This window comes from Streptomyces sp. NPDC021012 (assembly GCF_044333355.1).
GTDB lineage: Bacteria > Actinomycetota > Actinomycetes > Streptomycetales > Streptomycetaceae > Streptomyces.
Map to the genome: position 1 here is coordinate 407,364 of NZ_JBIRQU010000003.1, position 15,034 is coordinate 422,397.

Annotated in this window: 19 protein-coding genes; 10 read left to right on the forward strand and 9 right to left on the reverse strand. The window is 72.9% G+C overall.

The features are described from left to right. Window positions 1-3 precede the first annotated feature (3 nt). Both ACH4TP_RS11700 and ACH4TP_RS11705 read left to right on the forward strand, forming a co-directional pair. Entirely contained in the window at window positions 4-1,086 is a 1,083-nt protein-coding gene (locus ACH4TP_RS11700) for an LLM class flavin-dependent oxidoreductase (protein ID WP_398192154.1), read from the forward strand. 46 nt (window positions 1,087-1,132) lie between these two features. Beyond that, on the forward strand, window positions 1,133-1,384 hold the full coding sequence (locus ACH4TP_RS11705) for a WhiB family transcriptional regulator (protein WP_389230764.1): 252 nt from the start codon (window positions 1,133-1,135) through the stop codon (window positions 1,382-1,384). Between the two features lie 24 nt (window positions 1,385-1,408). Here the strand turns inward: ACH4TP_RS11705 and ACH4TP_RS11710 are convergent, their stop codons facing one another. From ACH4TP_RS11710 to ACH4TP_RS11720, 3 genes are all read right to left on the reverse strand, one after another. Then, a complete protein-coding gene (locus ACH4TP_RS11710; RefSeq protein WP_389230766.1) occupies window positions 1,409-2,383 on the reverse strand; it encodes an acyl-ACP desaturase in 975 nt (324 codons plus the stop codon). Between the two features lie 236 nt (window positions 2,384-2,619). Beyond that, window positions 2,620-2,844, reverse strand: coding sequence for a hypothetical protein (locus ACH4TP_RS11715; protein WP_398437266.1), 225 nt, complete (start codon window positions 2,842-2,844; stop codon window positions 2,620-2,622). A 16-nt stretch (window positions 2,845-2,860) separates the two neighbouring features. Then, on the reverse strand, window positions 2,861-3,712 hold the full coding sequence (locus ACH4TP_RS11720; protein ID WP_398437269.1) for a helix-turn-helix domain-containing protein: 852 nt from the start codon (window positions 3,710-3,712) through the stop codon (window positions 2,861-2,863). A gap of 181 nt (window positions 3,713-3,893) precedes the next feature. Between ACH4TP_RS11720 and ACH4TP_RS11725 the strand changes: the two genes are divergently transcribed. Further along, window positions 3,894-4,367, forward strand: coding sequence for an ATP-binding protein (locus tag ACH4TP_RS11725; protein ID WP_389230775.1), 474 nt, complete (start codon window positions 3,894-3,896; stop codon window positions 4,365-4,367). 10 nt (window positions 4,368-4,377) lie between these two features. On the opposite strand, the gene ACH4TP_RS11730 is transcribed toward ACH4TP_RS11725, so the two are convergent. From ACH4TP_RS11730 to ACH4TP_RS11740, 3 genes are all read right to left on the reverse strand, one after another. Further along, window positions 4,378-6,039, reverse strand: a complete 1,662-nt coding sequence (locus ACH4TP_RS11730) for an ABC-F family ATP-binding cassette domain-containing protein (protein ID WP_398437272.1) — start codon at window positions 6,037-6,039, stop codon at window positions 4,378-4,380. A gap of 276 nt (window positions 6,040-6,315) precedes the next feature. After that, on the reverse strand, window positions 6,316-6,732 hold the full coding sequence (locus ACH4TP_RS11735; protein WP_189832601.1) for an SsgA family sporulation/cell division regulator: 417 nt from the start codon (window positions 6,730-6,732) through the stop codon (window positions 6,316-6,318). Window positions 6,733-6,851: 119 nt separating this feature from the next. Next, entirely contained in the window at window positions 6,852-7,319 is a 468-nt protein-coding gene (locus ACH4TP_RS11740) for a (4Fe-4S)-binding protein (protein ID WP_398437275.1), read from the reverse strand. Window positions 7,320-7,394: 75 nt separating this feature from the next. Here ACH4TP_RS11740 and ACH4TP_RS11745 point away from each other — a divergent pair, with 75 nt between their 5' ends. Then, entirely contained in the window at window positions 7,395-8,480 is a 1,086-nt protein-coding gene (locus tag ACH4TP_RS11745; protein WP_389230785.1) for a WD40/YVTN/BNR-like repeat-containing protein, read from the forward strand. On the opposite strand, the gene ACH4TP_RS11750 is transcribed toward ACH4TP_RS11745, so the two are convergent. Further along, window positions 8,477-8,776: a YciI family protein gene (locus ACH4TP_RS11750; RefSeq protein WP_389230788.1), complete on the reverse strand. Its 300-nt coding sequence runs from the start codon at window positions 8,774-8,776 to the stop codon at window positions 8,477-8,479. The two genes, ACH4TP_RS11745 and ACH4TP_RS11750, sit on opposite strands and share 4 nt — an antisense overlap. 222 nt (window positions 8,777-8,998) lie before the next feature. On the opposite strand from ACH4TP_RS11750, the gene ACH4TP_RS11755 reads away from it, so the two are divergent. From ACH4TP_RS11755 to ACH4TP_RS11770, 4 genes are all read left to right on the forward strand, one after another. Further along, a complete protein-coding gene (locus ACH4TP_RS11755; RefSeq protein WP_398437277.1) occupies window positions 8,999-9,694 on the forward strand; it encodes an endonuclease V in 696 nt (231 codons plus the stop codon). 175 nt (window positions 9,695-9,869) lie between these two features. Beyond that, window positions 9,870-10,004, forward strand: a complete 135-nt coding sequence (gene mmpA / locus ACH4TP_RS11760; RefSeq protein ID WP_389230794.1) for a morphogenic membrane protein MmpA — start codon at window positions 9,870-9,872, stop codon at window positions 10,002-10,004. Next, the gene (locus tag ACH4TP_RS11765) at window positions 10,001-10,366 is read left to right on the forward strand and encodes a VOC family protein (RefSeq protein WP_398437279.1); all 366 of its coding nucleotides are present in this window, start codon (window positions 10,001-10,003) and stop codon (window positions 10,364-10,366) included. The genes mmpA and ACH4TP_RS11765 overlap by 4 nt, the downstream gene beginning before the upstream one ends. 54 nt (window positions 10,367-10,420) lie before the next feature. Continuing rightward, window positions 10,421-10,801 carry a DUF6191 domain-containing protein gene (locus tag ACH4TP_RS11770; RefSeq protein WP_398192142.1) on the forward strand — a complete coding sequence of 127 codons (381 nt, stop codon included), beginning with the start codon at window positions 10,421-10,423 and terminating at the stop codon, window positions 10,799-10,801. On the opposite strand, the gene ACH4TP_RS11775 is transcribed toward ACH4TP_RS11770, so the two are convergent. Together ACH4TP_RS11775 and ACH4TP_RS11780 are read right to left on the reverse strand one after the other, a co-directional pair. Beyond that, the gene (locus ACH4TP_RS11775; protein WP_398437281.1) at window positions 10,798-11,220 is read right to left on the reverse strand and encodes a hypothetical protein; all 423 of its coding nucleotides are present in this window, start codon (window positions 11,218-11,220) and stop codon (window positions 10,798-10,800) included. The two genes, ACH4TP_RS11770 and ACH4TP_RS11775, sit on opposite strands and share 4 nt — an antisense overlap. 98 nt (window positions 11,221-11,318) lie before the next feature. After that, on the reverse strand, window positions 11,319-12,506 hold the full coding sequence (locus ACH4TP_RS11780) for a saccharopine dehydrogenase family protein (protein ID WP_398437283.1): 1,188 nt from the start codon (window positions 12,504-12,506) through the stop codon (window positions 11,319-11,321). 220 nt (window positions 12,507-12,726) lie between these two features. Here ACH4TP_RS11780 and ACH4TP_RS11785 point away from each other — a divergent pair, with 220 nt between their 5' ends. Further along, window positions 12,727-13,872, forward strand: a complete 1,146-nt coding sequence (locus ACH4TP_RS11785) for a CaiB/BaiF CoA transferase family protein (RefSeq protein WP_398192136.1) — start codon at window positions 12,727-12,729, stop codon at window positions 13,870-13,872. Next, a complete protein-coding gene (locus tag ACH4TP_RS11790; RefSeq protein WP_398437285.1) occupies window positions 13,869-15,020 on the forward strand; it encodes an acyl-CoA dehydrogenase family protein in 1,152 nt (383 codons plus the stop codon). The genes ACH4TP_RS11785 and ACH4TP_RS11790 overlap by 4 nt, the downstream gene beginning before the upstream one ends. Window positions 15,021-15,034 lie beyond the last annotated feature (14 nt).

Below are 15,034 nucleotides of genomic sequence, written 5' to 3' on the forward strand. Positions count from 1 at the left end.
CCGATGACGCACCCCGCACCCGAAGTCCTCTGGTACGTCATCCCGCGCGAAGGCGCCTATCCGTGGGAGCCGGAGGGCCGCCGCCCCGTCGACCTCGGCTATCTCACCCAGCTCGCCGGCACGGTCGAGCGCCTCGGCTTCACCGGCGCGCTGCTCGCCACCGACCTGTACGACGTGTGGCCGCTCGGCTCCGCGCTCGCGGCCTCCACCAGCACCCGCTTCAAGCCGCTGCTCGCCGTCCACCCGGGCCTGATCTCCCCGACCCTGCTGGCCAAGATGGCGCTGAGCTTCGACAACCTCTTCGGCGGCAGGCTCCGGTTCAACGTCGTCAACGGATCGACGAACTCCCTGCGGGAGTACGGCCTGCACGTCGAGCACGACGAGCGGTACGAACTGAGCGCCGAGTACTGGTCGATCGTCAAGCGCCTCACGGCCGGCGAGGTCTTCGACCACAAGGGCCGCTTCTACGACCTCAGGAACGCCGGCGCCTCCTTCCGCGACCTGCGCCCCGTCCAGGCGCCGCACGTGCCGCTCTGGTTCGGCGGTTCCTCGGCGCCCGGCATCGAGATGGCCGCCGAGCACGTCGACGTCTACCTCACCTGGGGCGAGCCCCCGCACCTGCTGAAGGAGAAGCTCGACCACGTCCGGGCCCGGGCCGCCGCCCACGGCCGCACCCTCCGCATCGGCCTGCGGCTCCACCTGATCGTCCGGGACACCGAGGACGAGGCCTGGGCCGCGGCCGACCGGCTCCTGGACGTCACAAGCGAGGCGACCTACGCACGGCAGCTCGGCGACCGCGCGGGCGAGGACGGCGTCGGCTGGCAGCGCCAGTTCCGCCAGCACGGCGGCAAGGTGCCCGCCCGGGCACGCGAACTGGAGACCCACCCGAACCTCTGGCCCGGCATGAGCCTCTTCCGCCCCGGTCCCGGCACGGCCGTCGTCGGCTCCACGGCCCAGGTCGTGGAGCGGCTCAAGGAGTACCAGGACCTGGGAGTGGACACCTTCATCCTGTCCGGGAACCCGCTCCTGGAGGAGGCGTACCGGGTGGCCGAGACGGTGCTTCCGGCGCTGGGTATACGCCATTGATCGAACGTTGATGGCGTGTTTACGGCGCTTCGGCAGGCTGTCGGTCATGCAGACGGATACCGACGTGCTGACCGCCCCCGACCTCTCCTGGCGCGAGACCGCCCTGTGCGCCCAGGCCGGCCCGGAGTTCTTCTTCCCGGCCCCCGGAGCGTCGACGCGCGAGGCGAAGCAGCTGTGCGGGGCGTGCGAGGGACGCCTGGCGTGCCTGGAGTACGCGCTGACCCACGACGAGCGGTTCGGGGTGTGGGGCGGGCTCTCCGAGAAGGAGCGGGTCCGGCTCAAGCGGCGGAGCCGCTGAGCCGGGTCCCCGCCGGGGCGCGGCTCAGCCGGCCGCGCGCGCGGCCATCCGCGCCTTGCGGGCGGCGAGCTTCTCGTCGAACTTGCTGGCCTCGCTGTCCAGGCCGTTCATGTAGAGCCCCAGCTCCTCCTGGGCACGCAGGCCGTCCGGGCCGAGGCCGTCGATCTGGAGGACCTTGAGGAAGCGCAGGACGGGCTGCAGGACGTCGTCGTGGTGGATGCGCATGTTGTAGATCTCGCCGATCGCCATCTGCGCGGCCGCCCGTTCGAAGCCCGGCATGCCGTGTCCGGGCATCCGGAAGTTGACCACGACGTCCCGCACGGCCTGCATGGTCAGGTCGGGGGCGAGCTCGAAGGCCGCGCCCAGCAGGTTGCGGTAGAAGATCATGTGCAGGTTCTCGTCGAGCGCGATGCGCCCGAGCATCCGGTCGCAGACCGGGTCGCCGGACTGGTGGCCGGTGTTGCGGTGCGAGATGCGGGTGGCGAGCTCCTGGAAGGCCACGTACGCGATGGAGTGCAGCATCGAGTGCCGGTTGTCGGACTCGAAGCCCTCGCTCATGTGCGCCATCCGGAACTGCTCCAGCTTGTCCGGGTCGACGGCGCGCGAGGCGAGCAGGTAGTCGCGCATCACGATGCCGTGGCGGCCCTCCTCGGCGGTCCAGCGGTGCACCCAGGTGCCCCAGGCGCCGTCGCGGCCGAAGAGGCTGGCGATCTCGTGGTGGTAGCTCGGGAGGTTGTCCTCGGTGAGCAGGTTGACGACGAGGGCGATCTTGCCGATCTCGGTGACCTTGGACTGCGAAGGCTCCCAGGCCTCGCCGTCCTCGAAGAAGCCGGGGAAGTTCCGGGCGTCGGACCACGGCACGTACTCGTGCGGCATCCAGTCCTTGGTGACCTTCAGGTGCCGGTTGAGCTCCTTCTCCACGACCTCTTCGAGCGCGTAGAGCAACCGTGCGTCGGTCCACCCTGTCGAGCTGCCGAGGGGGGGAGAGGTGAGCGTCACGGGGACTCCTGGGGACGGAGAGGGGCATACGGGTGTACCTACGGATTCGTAGGTTACGAAACCGTAGGTTAAGGCCCTGTAAGGCGTCGGCCAAGCCCGTCCCGGCGATGTCCGGTTACGTTCCGTTATGTGTGCTGCTCCGGCGGGGTGCCGGAGACGCAGGTCACGTCCGGGTCGGCGCTCGCCGGCCATCCGGCCGACTACGCAGCGCAGATGTCCGGCGGCTCAGAGCAGGCTCAGAGCAGGTGATCGGCCGCTCCGGCCTTCACGGCCGAGATGAGCGCCCGCAGCGCCTCCACGGAGTCGCTGACGTACGCGTCGGGGGAGAGCGTCGAGCCGATGTAGGCCCGGCCGGAGTCGTCGAGGCCGAAGCGGAAGCAGTTGGCGCCTTCGCTGCAGAAGGCCTCGTTCCAGTCGATGGCGACGGCGGTGGGGTCGGGGGCGGTGGTCGTGGTGTTCATGGTGTGGGGGGTCCCTTCACAGGTCCAGGGATATGGCGCGGACGAACGCGCGTGATTCGGTCGCGGACAGCGCGAGCCCGCGCAGCCGGTCCAGCAGCTCGCGGTACCGGCGCAGTTGCATGTCGGTGTCCAGCAGCATCGAGCCGTGGGAGGAGTCGAGCTGCACGGTGTCGAGCTGCGGCACCGGCGCGGCTACGTAGGTGAACGACTGGCCCGCCCCGGGGAAACCCCCCGCGGTGAAAGGGATCACGCGTACGGAGACGCCGTCCCGCTCGGTGTGGTTCAGGATGTGTTCCAGCTGGGCCCGCGCGACCTTCGGTCCGCCGAACCGCATGCGCAGCGCCGCCTCGTGGATCACGGCCTCGTAGGGCACCGGCCGGTCCCGCTCCAGGACCTCCTGGCGGCGCAGCCGCAGGGCGAGCCGGGCCTCCAGGTCGGGGCCGGGCAGCGGGGGGACGGCGGTGTCGAAGACCGCCCGGGCGTGCTCCTCGGTCTGCAGCAGGCCGGGGATGTGCGTGGTGACCGAGGTCTCCAGCCTCGCGGCGTGGAACTCCAGTTCGGCGATGTCGAGGAGCGCGGGCGGCAGCAGCCCGCGGTGCTCCTCCCACCAGCCCCGGTCCCGCTCCTGGGCGATGCCGGCGAGGAGGTCGACGAGCCCGGTGTCCGGGCAGCCGTAGTTGAAGGCGAGGGTACGGACGCGTTCGGCGCTGATCCCGAAGCGGCCCGACTCGATGTTCGGGATGCGGGTGCGGTCGACGCCCAGGAGGGCGGCGGCCTGCTGGACCGACATCCCCGACTGTTCGCGCAGTCTGCGCAGTTCGCTCCCGAGGCGCCGCTGTCGCGCGGTCGGGCTGTTCCTGGGTGGCACGCTCCGTCTTCCTCTCACTGTGCGGCGTCGAGGCTCCAAATGGACCGTCGTTTTTGGCCGAAATGACACGAGTACCCGCAAGTAGTAGCACTGTGCTCCGCTTGTGGGCTACGGTCGGTAGCGCAAGTCTCACACGGGGCTACCGCGCCCGTGTGCGTGTATCCCCCATGCACCAGGAAATGTGAGCAAACCGATGAAGGGCGCCCTGCGTTGCCTTCCGGCCGCCGCCGCGGCCGGGCCCGTACCTCCCGCCGCGGAGAACCTCAGCTACTCGATGATGCTGCCCGGCGGTGCCTACTGCGCGGGGCTCGCGCGCGAGGCGGTCCGCTCGCTCCTCGACCGGCACGGCCTGGCCGGACTCCGCGAGACCGCCGTCCTCGCCGCCTCGGAACTCGTCTCCGCCGCCTACCGGTTCACCCCCGACCGGGAGATGGTCCTGCGGGTCCGCTGGCAGTTCGAGGCGCTGCGGATCGTCCTCTACGACCAGCACCCGGCCCATGCGGCGCCCGACAGGGCCGAGGAATGCCGCGACCGCCGCAGCCGCAGCATGTGGCTGCTGGCCGCGGCGGTCGACGCGCACGGCGGGGACTGGGGACTCGCCCCCGTCCTCACCCCCGGCGGAGGCACCAAGTCCTGGGCCTTACTCCACCACTAGACCCGGGCGCCTAGACCCCGGCACCGCTCCGGCGAGGGCTCGGGGCCGTCCCCCTGACCTCCTCCGCCGTCGTCGGCCGCAGCTCGCCGTCGAGCAGCAGCCAGCGGGTGATCCCCAGCGACTCCAGGAACGCCACGTCGTGGCTGGCCACGATCAGCGCCCCCTCGTAGGCGTCGAGGGCCGCCGTCAGCTTCCGCACCGACGCCATGTCCAGGTTGTTCGTCGGCTCGTCCAGCATCAGCAGCTGCGGAGCCGGCTCCGCGAGGAGCAGCGCGGCGAGCGTCGCCCGGAACCGCTCCCCGCCCGACAGGGTGCCGACGGGCTGATCCGCCCGCGCCCCCCGGAAGAGGAACCGGGCGAGCCGGGCCCTGATCGTGTTCGGCGTCGCCGCGGGCGCGAAACGGGCCACGTTGTCCACCACGCTCAGCCCGTCGTCGAGCACGTCGAGCCGCTGCGGCAGGAAGCGCAGCGGCACCTTCCGCTCCACCTCGCCCGACAGCGGTTCCAGCTCCCCGGCGATCGTCCGGAGCAGCGTCGTCTTCCCGGCGCCGTTCCGGCCGACCAGGGCGATCCGCTCCGGGCCGCGCAGGTCGAACTCGCCGTCGACCCGCGCCCCGTACCGCAGTTCGAGCTCCCGCAGGTAGAGCACCTCGCGGCCCGGCGGCACCGAGGTGCGGGGCAGCTCGACCCTGATCTCGTCGTCGTCCCGCACGGCCTCGACCGCCGCGTCGAGCCGCTCCTTGGCCTCCGAGAGGCGCTCCGCGTGCAGGGTGCGCTGCTTGCCGGCGGTGACCTGGGCGTTCCTCTTGTTGCTGTTGGCCACGAGCTTCGACGCGACCCTGTTCTCGAAGCTCTTCTGCCCGTACCGCCTGCGGCGGGCCAACTTCATCTGTGTCTCGGACAGTTCGCGCTTCTGGCGCTGCACGTCGGCCTCGGCGACCCGCACCATGCGCTCCGCCGCCTCCTGTTCGGCGGCGAGCGCCGTCTCGTACGCGGACCAGTTGCCGCCGTACCAGTCGACCTCGCCGTCCCGGAGGTCGGCGATCTGGTCGACCCGCTCCAGGAGTTCACGGTCGTGGCTGACCACGACCAGGACCCCGGACCACTTCTCCACCGCCTCGTAGAGGCGCGCGCGGGCATGCAGGTCCAGGTTGTTGGTGGGCTCGTCGAGCAGCAGCACGTCGGGCCGGGCGAGCAGCAGCGCGGCGAGGCGCAGCAGGACGGACTCGCCGCCGGAGATCTCGCCGACGGTCCGGTCCAGGCCGACGTGGTCGAGCCCGAGCTGGTCGAGGACGGCCCGGGCCCGCTCCTCCACGTCCCAGTCGTCGCCGATCGCGGTGAAGTGCTCCTCCGCCGGGTCGCCCGCCTCGATGGCGTGCAGGGCGGCCCGCTCGGCGGAGATGCCGAGGATCTCGTCCACCCGCCGCGAGGTGTCCAGGACCAGGTTCTGCGGGAGGTAGCCGAGTCGGCCGTTGACCCGGACGGTGCCGTCCTGCGGGGTCAGCTCGCCCGCCAGCAGCCTCAGGAGCGTGGACTTGCCGGAGCCGTTGAGGCCGACGAGGCCGGTGCGGCCGGGGCCGACGGAGAGCCGGAAGTCCTCGAAGACCTCGGTGCCGTCCGGCCAGGAGAAGAAGAGGGAGGAACAGGTCAGGAAGGTGGGGTGATGCGCCATACAGGCCTCCGGGGTCGCGCAAGCGTGGGAAAGGGCAACGCGGGAGACACCGGGGCGCGGGCAGTGTGGAGAACGGCTCGTACGCCGAGGTCGAGAACGGCACACGCGGCACAGGGGGCACGCGCGGCTCGGTGTCTCGCAACCTCAGACGAGCAACGTCCTTCTCCGATCGGGTGACGACAAGGTCAGGAACGACCGTACGCCTCGGCCGGAGGAGCGGCAAACGATTTAACGCGGATTCCCCTGCGAGGGGTTCACGAGGGGTTCACGAGCGGTCTACGGGCGGTCGCGGAGCAGCTCCGCCAGGTCCTGGTCCCAGTCCAGGTACTGGTGCTCGCGTCCCGCCGGCACCAGGTGCTGCGAGCGCTCCAGGAAGCGGCGCAGCTCGGAGGTCCGCACATGGACCATGGCCACCCCCTCCGGGGCGTGGAACTCGACCACCGTGCGGTCGTACCCGTACGGACGCAGGCGCACGTCCCCGACCCCGGCCGGGCGCTCGACCCCCTGGACGAGCAGCTCGCGCGCGAAGGCCCAGGAGACCTCGACGCCCTCCAGGGTGGCCGGCGGCGGAAAGGCCATGCTCACGGCGTACGGATCCTCGCGGTCGTACCGCAGGGTGGCGGGGACGGTCTCCATCCGGGGCGCGGACGCGACCAGACGGGCCTGCACGGCCTGCTCGATGACGGCGGACAAGACCGGCTCCTCTCACGCGGGCTTCGGATCCTGTGCGTCTCCCCGACACCAGGGCACCTGACACCCCTCTAGACGAGCGGGACGACCGGAACGTGCACTCCGCTCCGGGGTGAGCTGCGTCACCGCTCCTCGGGGACGTCGTCGTCCTCCGGTTCCGCGCAGGGGCCCGAGTGGTCGCAGTACGGCTGGTTCCCGGAGGCTCCGCAGCCGCAGAGCATGACCCGGGTCTCGTGCCGGTTCCCGTAGGCGCCGGTCACCACCAGGTCGCCCCGCACCACCAGCTGCCCGGCCGGGGTGCGCCGCACCGTGGTGGGGAAGTCCGGGGGCTCGGGCGCGGCGTCCCCGGGGTGGTGGTGGTACTGGAGCGCCCCGGAGGGGCAGCGCCGTACGACCTCCGCGACCAGGTCCGGTTCGGCGGCGTCGGGCAGCACCCACGGGCGCCGGGAGGTGTCGAAGACCTCCGGCAGGCCGCGGACGCACTCGGCCGCGTGCAGACAGCGGCGCGGCTCGAACGTGACGGTGATCCCCTCGCCCTCGTACTCCTTGAGGCGGGGCCGTTCCTCCGTCGTACCTTCACCTTCCGTCATGCGACCAGCCTAGGAACGCCGGGCCGGGGACGCACCCTGGACGGGGAGCGGCCCGGGGCACTAGCTTCCGGCGCCATGACGTCCATGGGGAAGACGAGACGAATGATGTCGGTGGGGCTGATCGGGGCGGCGCTCGCGCTGACCCTGGCCGCCCCGGCGCGGGCCGGGGAGACCCCCGCGGCAGCGGCCGGCTGGCAGCTGACACCGACCGGCACGGACGCCCGCTTCCGGGGCCTCGCGCCGGTCGACCGCAGGACCGCGTGGGCCGCCGGTTCGAAGGGCACGGTGCTGCGCACCACCGACGGCGGCCGGAGCTGGCGGAACGTGTCGCCGGCCGGCGCGGGCGACCTGGAGTTCCGCGACGTCGAGGCCTTCGACGCCCGCCGGGCCGTCGTCCTCGCCATCGGGGAGGGCGAGGCCTCCCGGGTGCTGCGCACCGAGGACGGCGGCGCCACCTGGACCGAGTCCTTCCGCAACACCGACGCGCGGGCCTTCTACGACTGCATGACCTTCTTCGACCAGCGGCACGGGCTCGCCCTGAGCGATCCGGTCGACGGGAAGTACCGCATCCTCTCCACCCGCGACGGCGGCCGCTCCTGGGAGGTCCTGCCGGGCGCCGGGATGCCGGACGCGCTCCCCGGCGAGGCGGCCTTCGCCGCGAGCGGCCAGTGCCTCGTGTCGGCCGGGCCCCGGGACGTGTGGCTCGCGACGGGCGGCGGGGCCACCGCGCGCGTGCTCCACTCGGCCGACCGGGGACTGACCTGGACCGCCACCGAGACGCCGGTCCCGGCCGGCGACCCGGCCCGCGGCGTCTTCGGCCTCGCCTTCCGTGACCGCGCCCACGGCATCGCCGTCGGCGGCGACTACCGCAAGGACCAGCCGTCCCCGCGGGCCGGCGCGGTCAGCGCCGACGGGGGCCGCACCTGGCTGCCCTCGGCCACGCCGCCGCCCGCCTACCGCTCCGGCGTCGCCTGGCTCCCGCACGGCAAGGCGGCCGCGCTCGCCGTCGGCCCGACCGGCACCGACCTCACCACCGACGGCGGCCGCACCTGGCGCACGGTCGACACCGGTTCGTACGACACGGTCGGCTGCACCCCGGACGGCTCCTGCTGGGCCTCCGGCGAGAAGGGCCGCATCGCCCGCCTCGCCACCAAGGGCTAGGAGGGCAGCTCTTCCCGGTACGCGGCGATCCCGTCGGCCGTCTTGGTCGCGTAGAACTCCGTGATCCGGTACGCGCACACGCCCCCGACGCTGAACGGGTCGGCCGCCGTGATCCTCTCGATCTCCGCGCGGTCGACCCCGGCGGCCAGGATGATCCCGCCGTCCCGCGGGTTCTTCCGCCCCGACGCCAGGAACACGCCCTCGGCGTACTGCGCGTCCAGCCACTCGATGTGCGCGTCCATCAGCGCGTCCACCCGCTCGACGGGCGCGGTGTAGGTCAATTCCAGTACGAACATGATCGCCAGGCTACCCGGCCCGGTCCGGGACGCCCGTTCGGCGTACGCCCGTTCCCGGATCGGGGCGAGCGGGCGCGCGGCCGACCACCACGGGCCCCGTCGCCGGCATCGGCGTCGCGGGAGCCCCGAGCGGCCTCACGGACGAGCGGTACGCGGCGGAGGGCACCGCGGCCGTCAGCCACTGACCCCGGCGGGGCGCCCGGTCGTAGGGTGTCCCGCATCATGACGATCATCGAGATTCCGGCGGGCTGGCCCGCCGACGAGAGCGCCGCCCGGGCCGTCCAGCAGGAGCTGCGCGGGCGGCTCGTGCACGACGAGGAGGGACCGGCGGTCGGCGAGGGCCACGTCACAGGCCTCGACGTGGCCTACGACGACGAGCGGGACCTCGTCGCCGCCGCGGCCGTCGTGCTCGACGCGCGGACCCTCGACGTGGTGGAGGAGGCCACGGCCGTCGGCCGGGTCTCCTTCCCGTACGTCCCCGGGCTCCTCGCCTTCCGCGAGCTGCCGACCGTGCTCGCCGCGCTGGACGCCCTGACCGCCGACCCGGGCCTCCTGGTCTGCGACGGATACGGCCTCGCCCACCCGCGCCGCTTCGGCCTCGCCAGCCACCTCGGGGTGCTCACCGGGCGACCGTCCATCGGGGTCGCGAAGAACCCCTTCACCTTCACGTACGAGCAACCCGGCTCCGCGCGCGGCGACTTCGCCCCGCTCCTGGCCGGGGGCGAGGAGGTGGGCCGGGCCCTGCGCACCCAGACCGGGGTGAAGCCCGTGTTCGTGTCGGTCGGCCACCGCGTCTCCCTCGACAACGCCTGCGCCCACACCCTCCACCTCGCCCCGCGCTACCGGATCCCGGAGACCACCCGGCATGCGGACTCGCTCTGCCGCCGGGCCCTCAAGGAAGCACTCGGGGAGGCATGAGGAGGCACGTCCGAGGACGCGCACGCCTGAGCGCGCGTACATCTGAGGACGCGCATGCCTGAGGACGCGCATGCCTGAGGACGCGTACGTCTGAGCACGCGTACGCCTGAGCGTGCGTACGTCTGAGTACGCGTACGGATACCGGCCCGCCGCCCGGCCCGGAAGAGTGGGATCCATGACAACTCCCCTTTCCGCTCCGCCGCGTCCGACCGGGCGCGGCCTGACCCTGGTCCTCGCCACCGCCGGAGCGCTCGCCCTGGCCTGGACCTGCGCCGTCCTGTACGTCCTCACCAGCTGGACGTTCGGATGATCGGGCGGCTGCGGTGCCTCGTCATCGACTGTCCCGACGCCCTCGAACTCGCCGGGTTCTACCGTCAGTTGCTCGGTGGGGAGATCGAGAGCCCGGACCCCCGGTGGGCCGTCGGCGAGGGCTCCGCCGTGCTGCGCGGCGACAGCGGCCCCGTCCTCGCCTTCCAGGGCGTCGCCGACCACCGCCCGCCCGTCTGGGGCGCGCCCGAGCAGCAGTTCCTCCTCGACGTGCGGGTCGACGACCTGGCCGCCGCCCATGAGGCCGTCCTCGCGCTCGGAGCCGTACCGCTCGGCGGGGAGACCGGCGACGCGCGCGTCTACGCGGACCCGGCCGGCCACCCCTTCCGGCTCGTACGGCCCTGACCCGGGGGATCCCCGAGGAGGGAACGCTCCCGTGCCGCCGGCCGTTGGGCGGGCATGGTGATGATGGTCAGCGTGATGGTCATGGCGGTGGTCGTCATGGTGCCGTTCCTGCTCGGCGCGGCCCGGCACGTGGTCCTGCGGACGGGCCGGCCGAAGTGGGTGCGGCGCCTCCTCGCAGCCCGCGCCAAGGACACGCCGACCGGAGCCGGCGCCACCGCCACCGACGAACTCCTCGCCTTCCTGAACGCGAACAAGCGCGTCCAGATCGAGCAGCGCGAGGAGGAGCGACTGATCCGCCACGACGTCCAGGACGGCGCCCCGCCCCGCACCGGCGTCGACCTGGACGCGGGCACCGCCGTGATCCGCTCCGGCGGTCCGGGGCGGCCGGGCGCCCGCCAGGGCCTGCCCGGCGGGTCGGGGTCGGACGGGCCCTAGTCCGCCGTGACCCCCCAGTAGCCGATCTCCGACGGCTCGCCGTCCGCGTACAGGACCGTGCAGCGGCCGAGGCCGCGGCGGGGGAACAGTTCGTGGTCGGCGCGCAGGGCCGCCTCCCACTCCGCGGACGTGGGCTTGCCGTGCGGGCACCAGGCGCGCAGCTCCTCCTCCGTCACCGGGCGCATGTAGGGGCCGCGTTCGGGCTCCGTCGCGTCGACCGTGTGGATCTGGTCCAGGACGGTGGCGGTGCCGCCGGTGAAGATGAACTCGGCCCAGTCCTCGCTCTCCCACAGCTCCGCGACGGTGCGGCCCGGGAAGCCGTGGTCGTCCTCGGCCAGTTCCGCCTCCTGCGCCCGGCGGAACGCCACCGCCGGGTCGCTGTCGTACGGTCCCGTCTGCCACCAGCAATCGCCGCCCATGGTCCTGCCTTCCTGTCGCTCCGACGTTCGGGGGAACCCTAGGGGCGGGGTACGACAACGGGGAGCGGTACGCCGCCGGGTGGAAGTCGCGGGGCCGTTCAGCCCCGGTGCGCCACCCGGAAGCGGATGCCGGCCGCCCGCAGCCGTTCGGTCAGCGCGTCGCCCATCGCCACCGCCGTCGTCACCTGGCCGGAGGTCTTCGGCAGGGGGTCGAAGGCGAGGCAGAGGGCGGACTCGGCGAGCATCCTGGCCGTCTCGTCGTAGCCGGGGTCGCCGCCCGACACCTCGGTGAAGACCCGTCGTCCGCCGCCCTCGCCGACGAAGCGGACCGAGAACCAGCTGCGGGCGCGCCGCTCGGGCGACGGGCCCTGTCCCGCCGAGTAACGGTCCATCAGCCAGGATCGGAAGGGCGGGAGTTGGGCGGCGGTGACGCCCGCGCCGACGGCGGCCGCGCCGCCGAGGGCCATCGGGAGGGTCCTGACGGAGGCGTAGTGCCGGTAGCGGAAGTCCGGTCCGTACCGTTCGAGGGCCGCCGCCGAGCGGGCCACCACCTGCGGGTCGAGCGTCGGCAGCGGCAGCGCCCAGGTGCCGGTCTCCCGGCTGAACCGGGGGCCGCCGAGCGGCGCGCGGGCCCGGCGGCCCACCAGCCTCGGCTCGTGCAGGCGCCGTTCGTGCGCCGCCCGCAGGATCTCCCGGCCCCGGCCGAAGGCCGTCAGCGCCGAGGCGAAGGTGCCGCCGGAGAAGGCGGCCCCGGCCCGGACGAAGCCGTCGACCCGCAGGGGCACGTCCTCCGGCAGCTGCTGGACCGTGAAGTACACGCCCAGGTCGTGCGGGACGGAGTCGAAGCCGCAGGCGTGCACGATCCGGGCGCCGGTCTCCCGGGCCCGCGCGTCGTGCCGGACGAACATGAGGTCCACGAACTCGGACTCGCCCGTCAGGTCCAGATAGTCCGTGCCCGCCTCCGCGCAGGCCTCGACCAGGCCCTCGCCGTACCAGACGTACGGACCGACCGTGGTCGCCACCACCCGCGCGGACCCGGCGAGTTCCCGCAGCGAGCCGGGGTCGGCCGAGTCGGCCACGAGCAGCGGCAGGCCGGCGAGGTGCGGGCGTCCGGCGGCGAGCCGGTCCCGCAGTGCCTCCAGTTTGCCGAGACCGCGTCCGGCGATCGCCCAGCGGCAGTCCACCGGGGCGTGCTCGGCCAGGTACTCCGCGGTGAGTTCGCCCACGAAGCCGGTCGCCCCGAAGAGGACCACGTCGTACGGTCTGGCCCCGGTCCCGCGTCCCATGCCCGCCCCTGTCTCCATCAAGCCCCTCGTCTCGGCCGTACCGCGCCGCCGCGCGCGGTTGTCGTCGGCGGAGGATAGCGGAACCGGGACGGGCCTCCGCCCCGGCCCCGGCCCTCGGAATTTCCAAGCGCTTGCTCGGCCGGGGGGCTTGTGCCGAGTGGAACACGTTCCTAGCATCTCCGGTGTTACATCATTGGTGTCACACACTCCTGGGGGCTCGATGAGCACGACGCACACCGCCCGCAACGGCCCGCTCACCGGGGTGCGCGTGGTCGAACTCGCCGGGATCGGCCCCGGGCCCTTCGCCGCCATGCTCCTCGCCGACCTCGGCGCCGACGTCGTCCGCGTCGACCGCCCCGGCGGCGCCGGCCTCGGCATCGACCCCGCCCGCGACCTCACCAACCGCAACAAGCGCTCCGTCCTCGTCGACCTCAAGGCCGAGGACGGCCCCGCCACCGTGCTCGACCTCGTCGAGCGGGCCGACATCCTCGTCGAGGGCTACCGGCCCGGCGTCGCCGAACGCCTCGGCGTCGGCCCCGAGGCCTGCCTCGCCCGCAACCCGCGCCTCGTCTACGGCCGGATGACCGGCTGGGGCCAGGACGGGCCGCTCGCCCCGACCGCCGGACACGACATCGGATACATCGCGATCACCGGCGCCCTCGGCATGATCGGCCCCGACCCGGACGGCCCGCCCACCATCCCCGCCAACCTCGTCGGCGACTACGCGGGCGGCTCCCTCTACCTCGTCGTCGGCGTCCTCGCCGCCCTCCAGCACGCCCGGACGCACGGCGAGGGCCAGGTCGTCGACGCCGCCATCGTCGACGGCACCGCGCACCTCACCACCATGATCCACGCCATGCTCGCGGCCGGCGGCTGGCAGGACCGCCGGGGCGTCAACCTGCTCGACGGCGGCTGCCCGTTCTACGGCGTGTACGAGACCTCCGACGGCGGCCACATGGCGGTCGGCGCCCTGGAGGAGCAGTTCTACGCCGAATTCGTCCGCCTCCTCGGCGTCGAGGACCTCGCCCCCGTCCGCCGTGACCTCGCCCGCTGGCCCGAGTTGCGCGAGGCCGTCGCCGAGCGCTTCCGGAGCCGTACCCGCGAGGAGTGGACCGCCGTCTTCGACGGCTCCGACGCCTGCGTGGCCCCCGTGCTCTCGCTGCGCGAGGCGCCCTCGCACCCCCACCTGGCCGCCCGCGCCACCTTCGCCGAGCGGGACGGGATCGCCCAGCCCGCCCCCGCGCCCCGCTTCTCCGCCACCCCCGGCACCCTCCGCACGGGCCCCGCCCTGCCCGGTGCCGACACCGCCGAGGTCGCCCGTGACTGGGCCGTACCCAGCCTGAAGACCCAGGAGCCCGAAGCATGAAGCGTCAGCTGTACACCGAGGACCACGAGGCCTTCCGGGCGGTCGTCCGCACCTTCCTGGAGAAGGAGGTGCTGCCCCACTACGCGCAGTGGGAGAAGGACGGCATCGTCTCCCGCGAGGCCTGGCTCGCCGCCGGCCGGCAGGGACTCCTCGGCCTCGCCGTCGAGGAGGAGTACGGAGGCGGCGGCAACCCCGACTTCCGGTACGCCTCCGTCCTCGCCGAGGAGTTCACCAGGGCGGCCGCCCCCGGGCTCGCCATCGGCCTGCACAACGACATCATCGGCCCCTACCTCACCAAGCTCGCCACCGAGGAGCAGCGCCGCCGCTGGCTGCCCGGCTTCTGCTCCGGCGAGATCGTCACCGCCATCGCCATGACCGAGCCCGGCGCCGGCTCCGACCTCCAGGGCATCCGCACCACCGCCGAGGACCACGGCGACCACTGGATCCTCAACGGCTCCAAGACCTTCATCTCCAACGGCATCCTCGCCGACCTGGTGATCGTCGTCGCGAAGACCACGCCCGAGGGCGGCGCCCACGGCCTCTCCCTCCTCGTCGTCGAGCGCGGCATGGAGGGCTTCGAGCGCGGCCGCAACCTCGACAAGATCGGCCAGAAGTCCCAGGACACCGCCGAGCTCTTCTTCAAGGACGTCCGCGTCCCCAAGGAGAACCTGCTCGGCGAGCTCGACGGCGCCTTCGTCCACCTCATGACCAACCTCGCCCAGGAACGCCTCGCCATCGCCGTCGCCGGCATCGCCGGCGCCGAGCACCTCCTGGAGCTCACCACCCGCTACGTCAAGGAGCGCGAGGCCTTCGGCCGGCCGCTCGCCAAGCTCCAGCACGTGCGCTTCGAGATCGCGGAGATGGCCACCGAGTGCGCCGTCACCCGCACCTTCGTGGACCGATGTATCGCCGAGCACGCCGACCAGACCGGCCTCGGACTCGACCCTGTCAACGCCTCCATGGCCAAGTGGTGGGCGACCGAACTCCAGAAGCGGGTCGCCGACCGCTGTCTGCAACTGCACGGCGGATACGGCTACATGAGCGAATTCCCGGTCGCCCGAGCCTTCACCGACGGCCGGATCCAGACCATCTACGGCGGTACGACGGAGATCATGAAGGAGATCATCGGCCGCTCCCTCCTCGGCTGACCCCGTCCCGCACC

Coding starts and splice junctions, on each gene's coding strand:
- ACH4TP_RS11790 (WP_398437285.1), top strand. CDS start 13,869: ATGAAGCGTCAGCTGTACACCGAGGACCACGAGGCCTTCCGGGCGGTC.
- ACH4TP_RS11730 (WP_398437272.1), bottom strand. CDS start 6,039: ATGGCGCATCACCCCACCTTCCTGACCTGTTCCTCCCTCTTCTTCTCC.
- ACH4TP_RS11705 (WP_389230764.1), top strand. CDS start 1,133: ATGCAGACGGATACCGACGTGCTGACCGCCCCCGACCTCTCCTGGCGC.
- ACH4TP_RS11765 (WP_398437279.1), top strand. CDS start 10,001: ATGATCGGGCGGCTGCGGTGCCTCGTCATCGACTGTCCCGACGCCCTC.
- ACH4TP_RS11770 (WP_398192142.1), top strand. CDS start 10,421: ATGGTGATGATGGTCAGCGTGATGGTCATGGCGGTGGTCGTCATGGTG.
- ACH4TP_RS11780 (WP_398437283.1), bottom strand. CDS start 12,506: ATGGGACGCGGGACCGGGGCCAGACCGTACGACGTGGTCCTCTTCGGG.
- ACH4TP_RS11740 (WP_398437275.1), bottom strand. CDS start 7,319: ATGACGGAAGGTGAAGGTACGACGGAGGAACGGCCCCGCCTCAAGGAG.
- mmpA (WP_389230794.1), top strand. CDS start 9,870: ATGACAACTCCCCTTTCCGCTCCGCCGCGTCCGACCGGGCGCGGCCTG.
- ACH4TP_RS11750 (WP_389230788.1), bottom strand. CDS start 8,776: ATGTTCGTACTGGAATTGACCTACACCGCGCCCGTCGAGCGGGTGGAC.
- ACH4TP_RS11745 (WP_389230785.1), top strand. CDS start 7,395: ATGACGTCCATGGGGAAGACGAGACGAATGATGTCGGTGGGGCTGATC.
- ACH4TP_RS11700 (WP_398192154.1), top strand. CDS start 4: ATGACGCACCCCGCACCCGAAGTCCTCTGGTACGTCATCCCGCGCGAA.
- ACH4TP_RS11715 (WP_398437266.1), bottom strand. CDS start 2,844: ATGAACACCACGACCACCGCCCCCGACCCCACCGCCGTCGCCATCGAC.
- ACH4TP_RS11755 (WP_398437277.1), top strand. CDS start 8,999: ATGACGATCATCGAGATTCCGGCGGGCTGGCCCGCCGACGAGAGCGCC.
- ACH4TP_RS11785 (WP_398192136.1), top strand. CDS start 12,727: ATGAGCACGACGCACACCGCCCGCAACGGCCCGCTCACCGGGGTGCGC.
- ACH4TP_RS11775 (WP_398437281.1), bottom strand. CDS start 11,220: ATGGGCGGCGATTGCTGGTGGCAGACGGGACCGTACGACAGCGACCCG.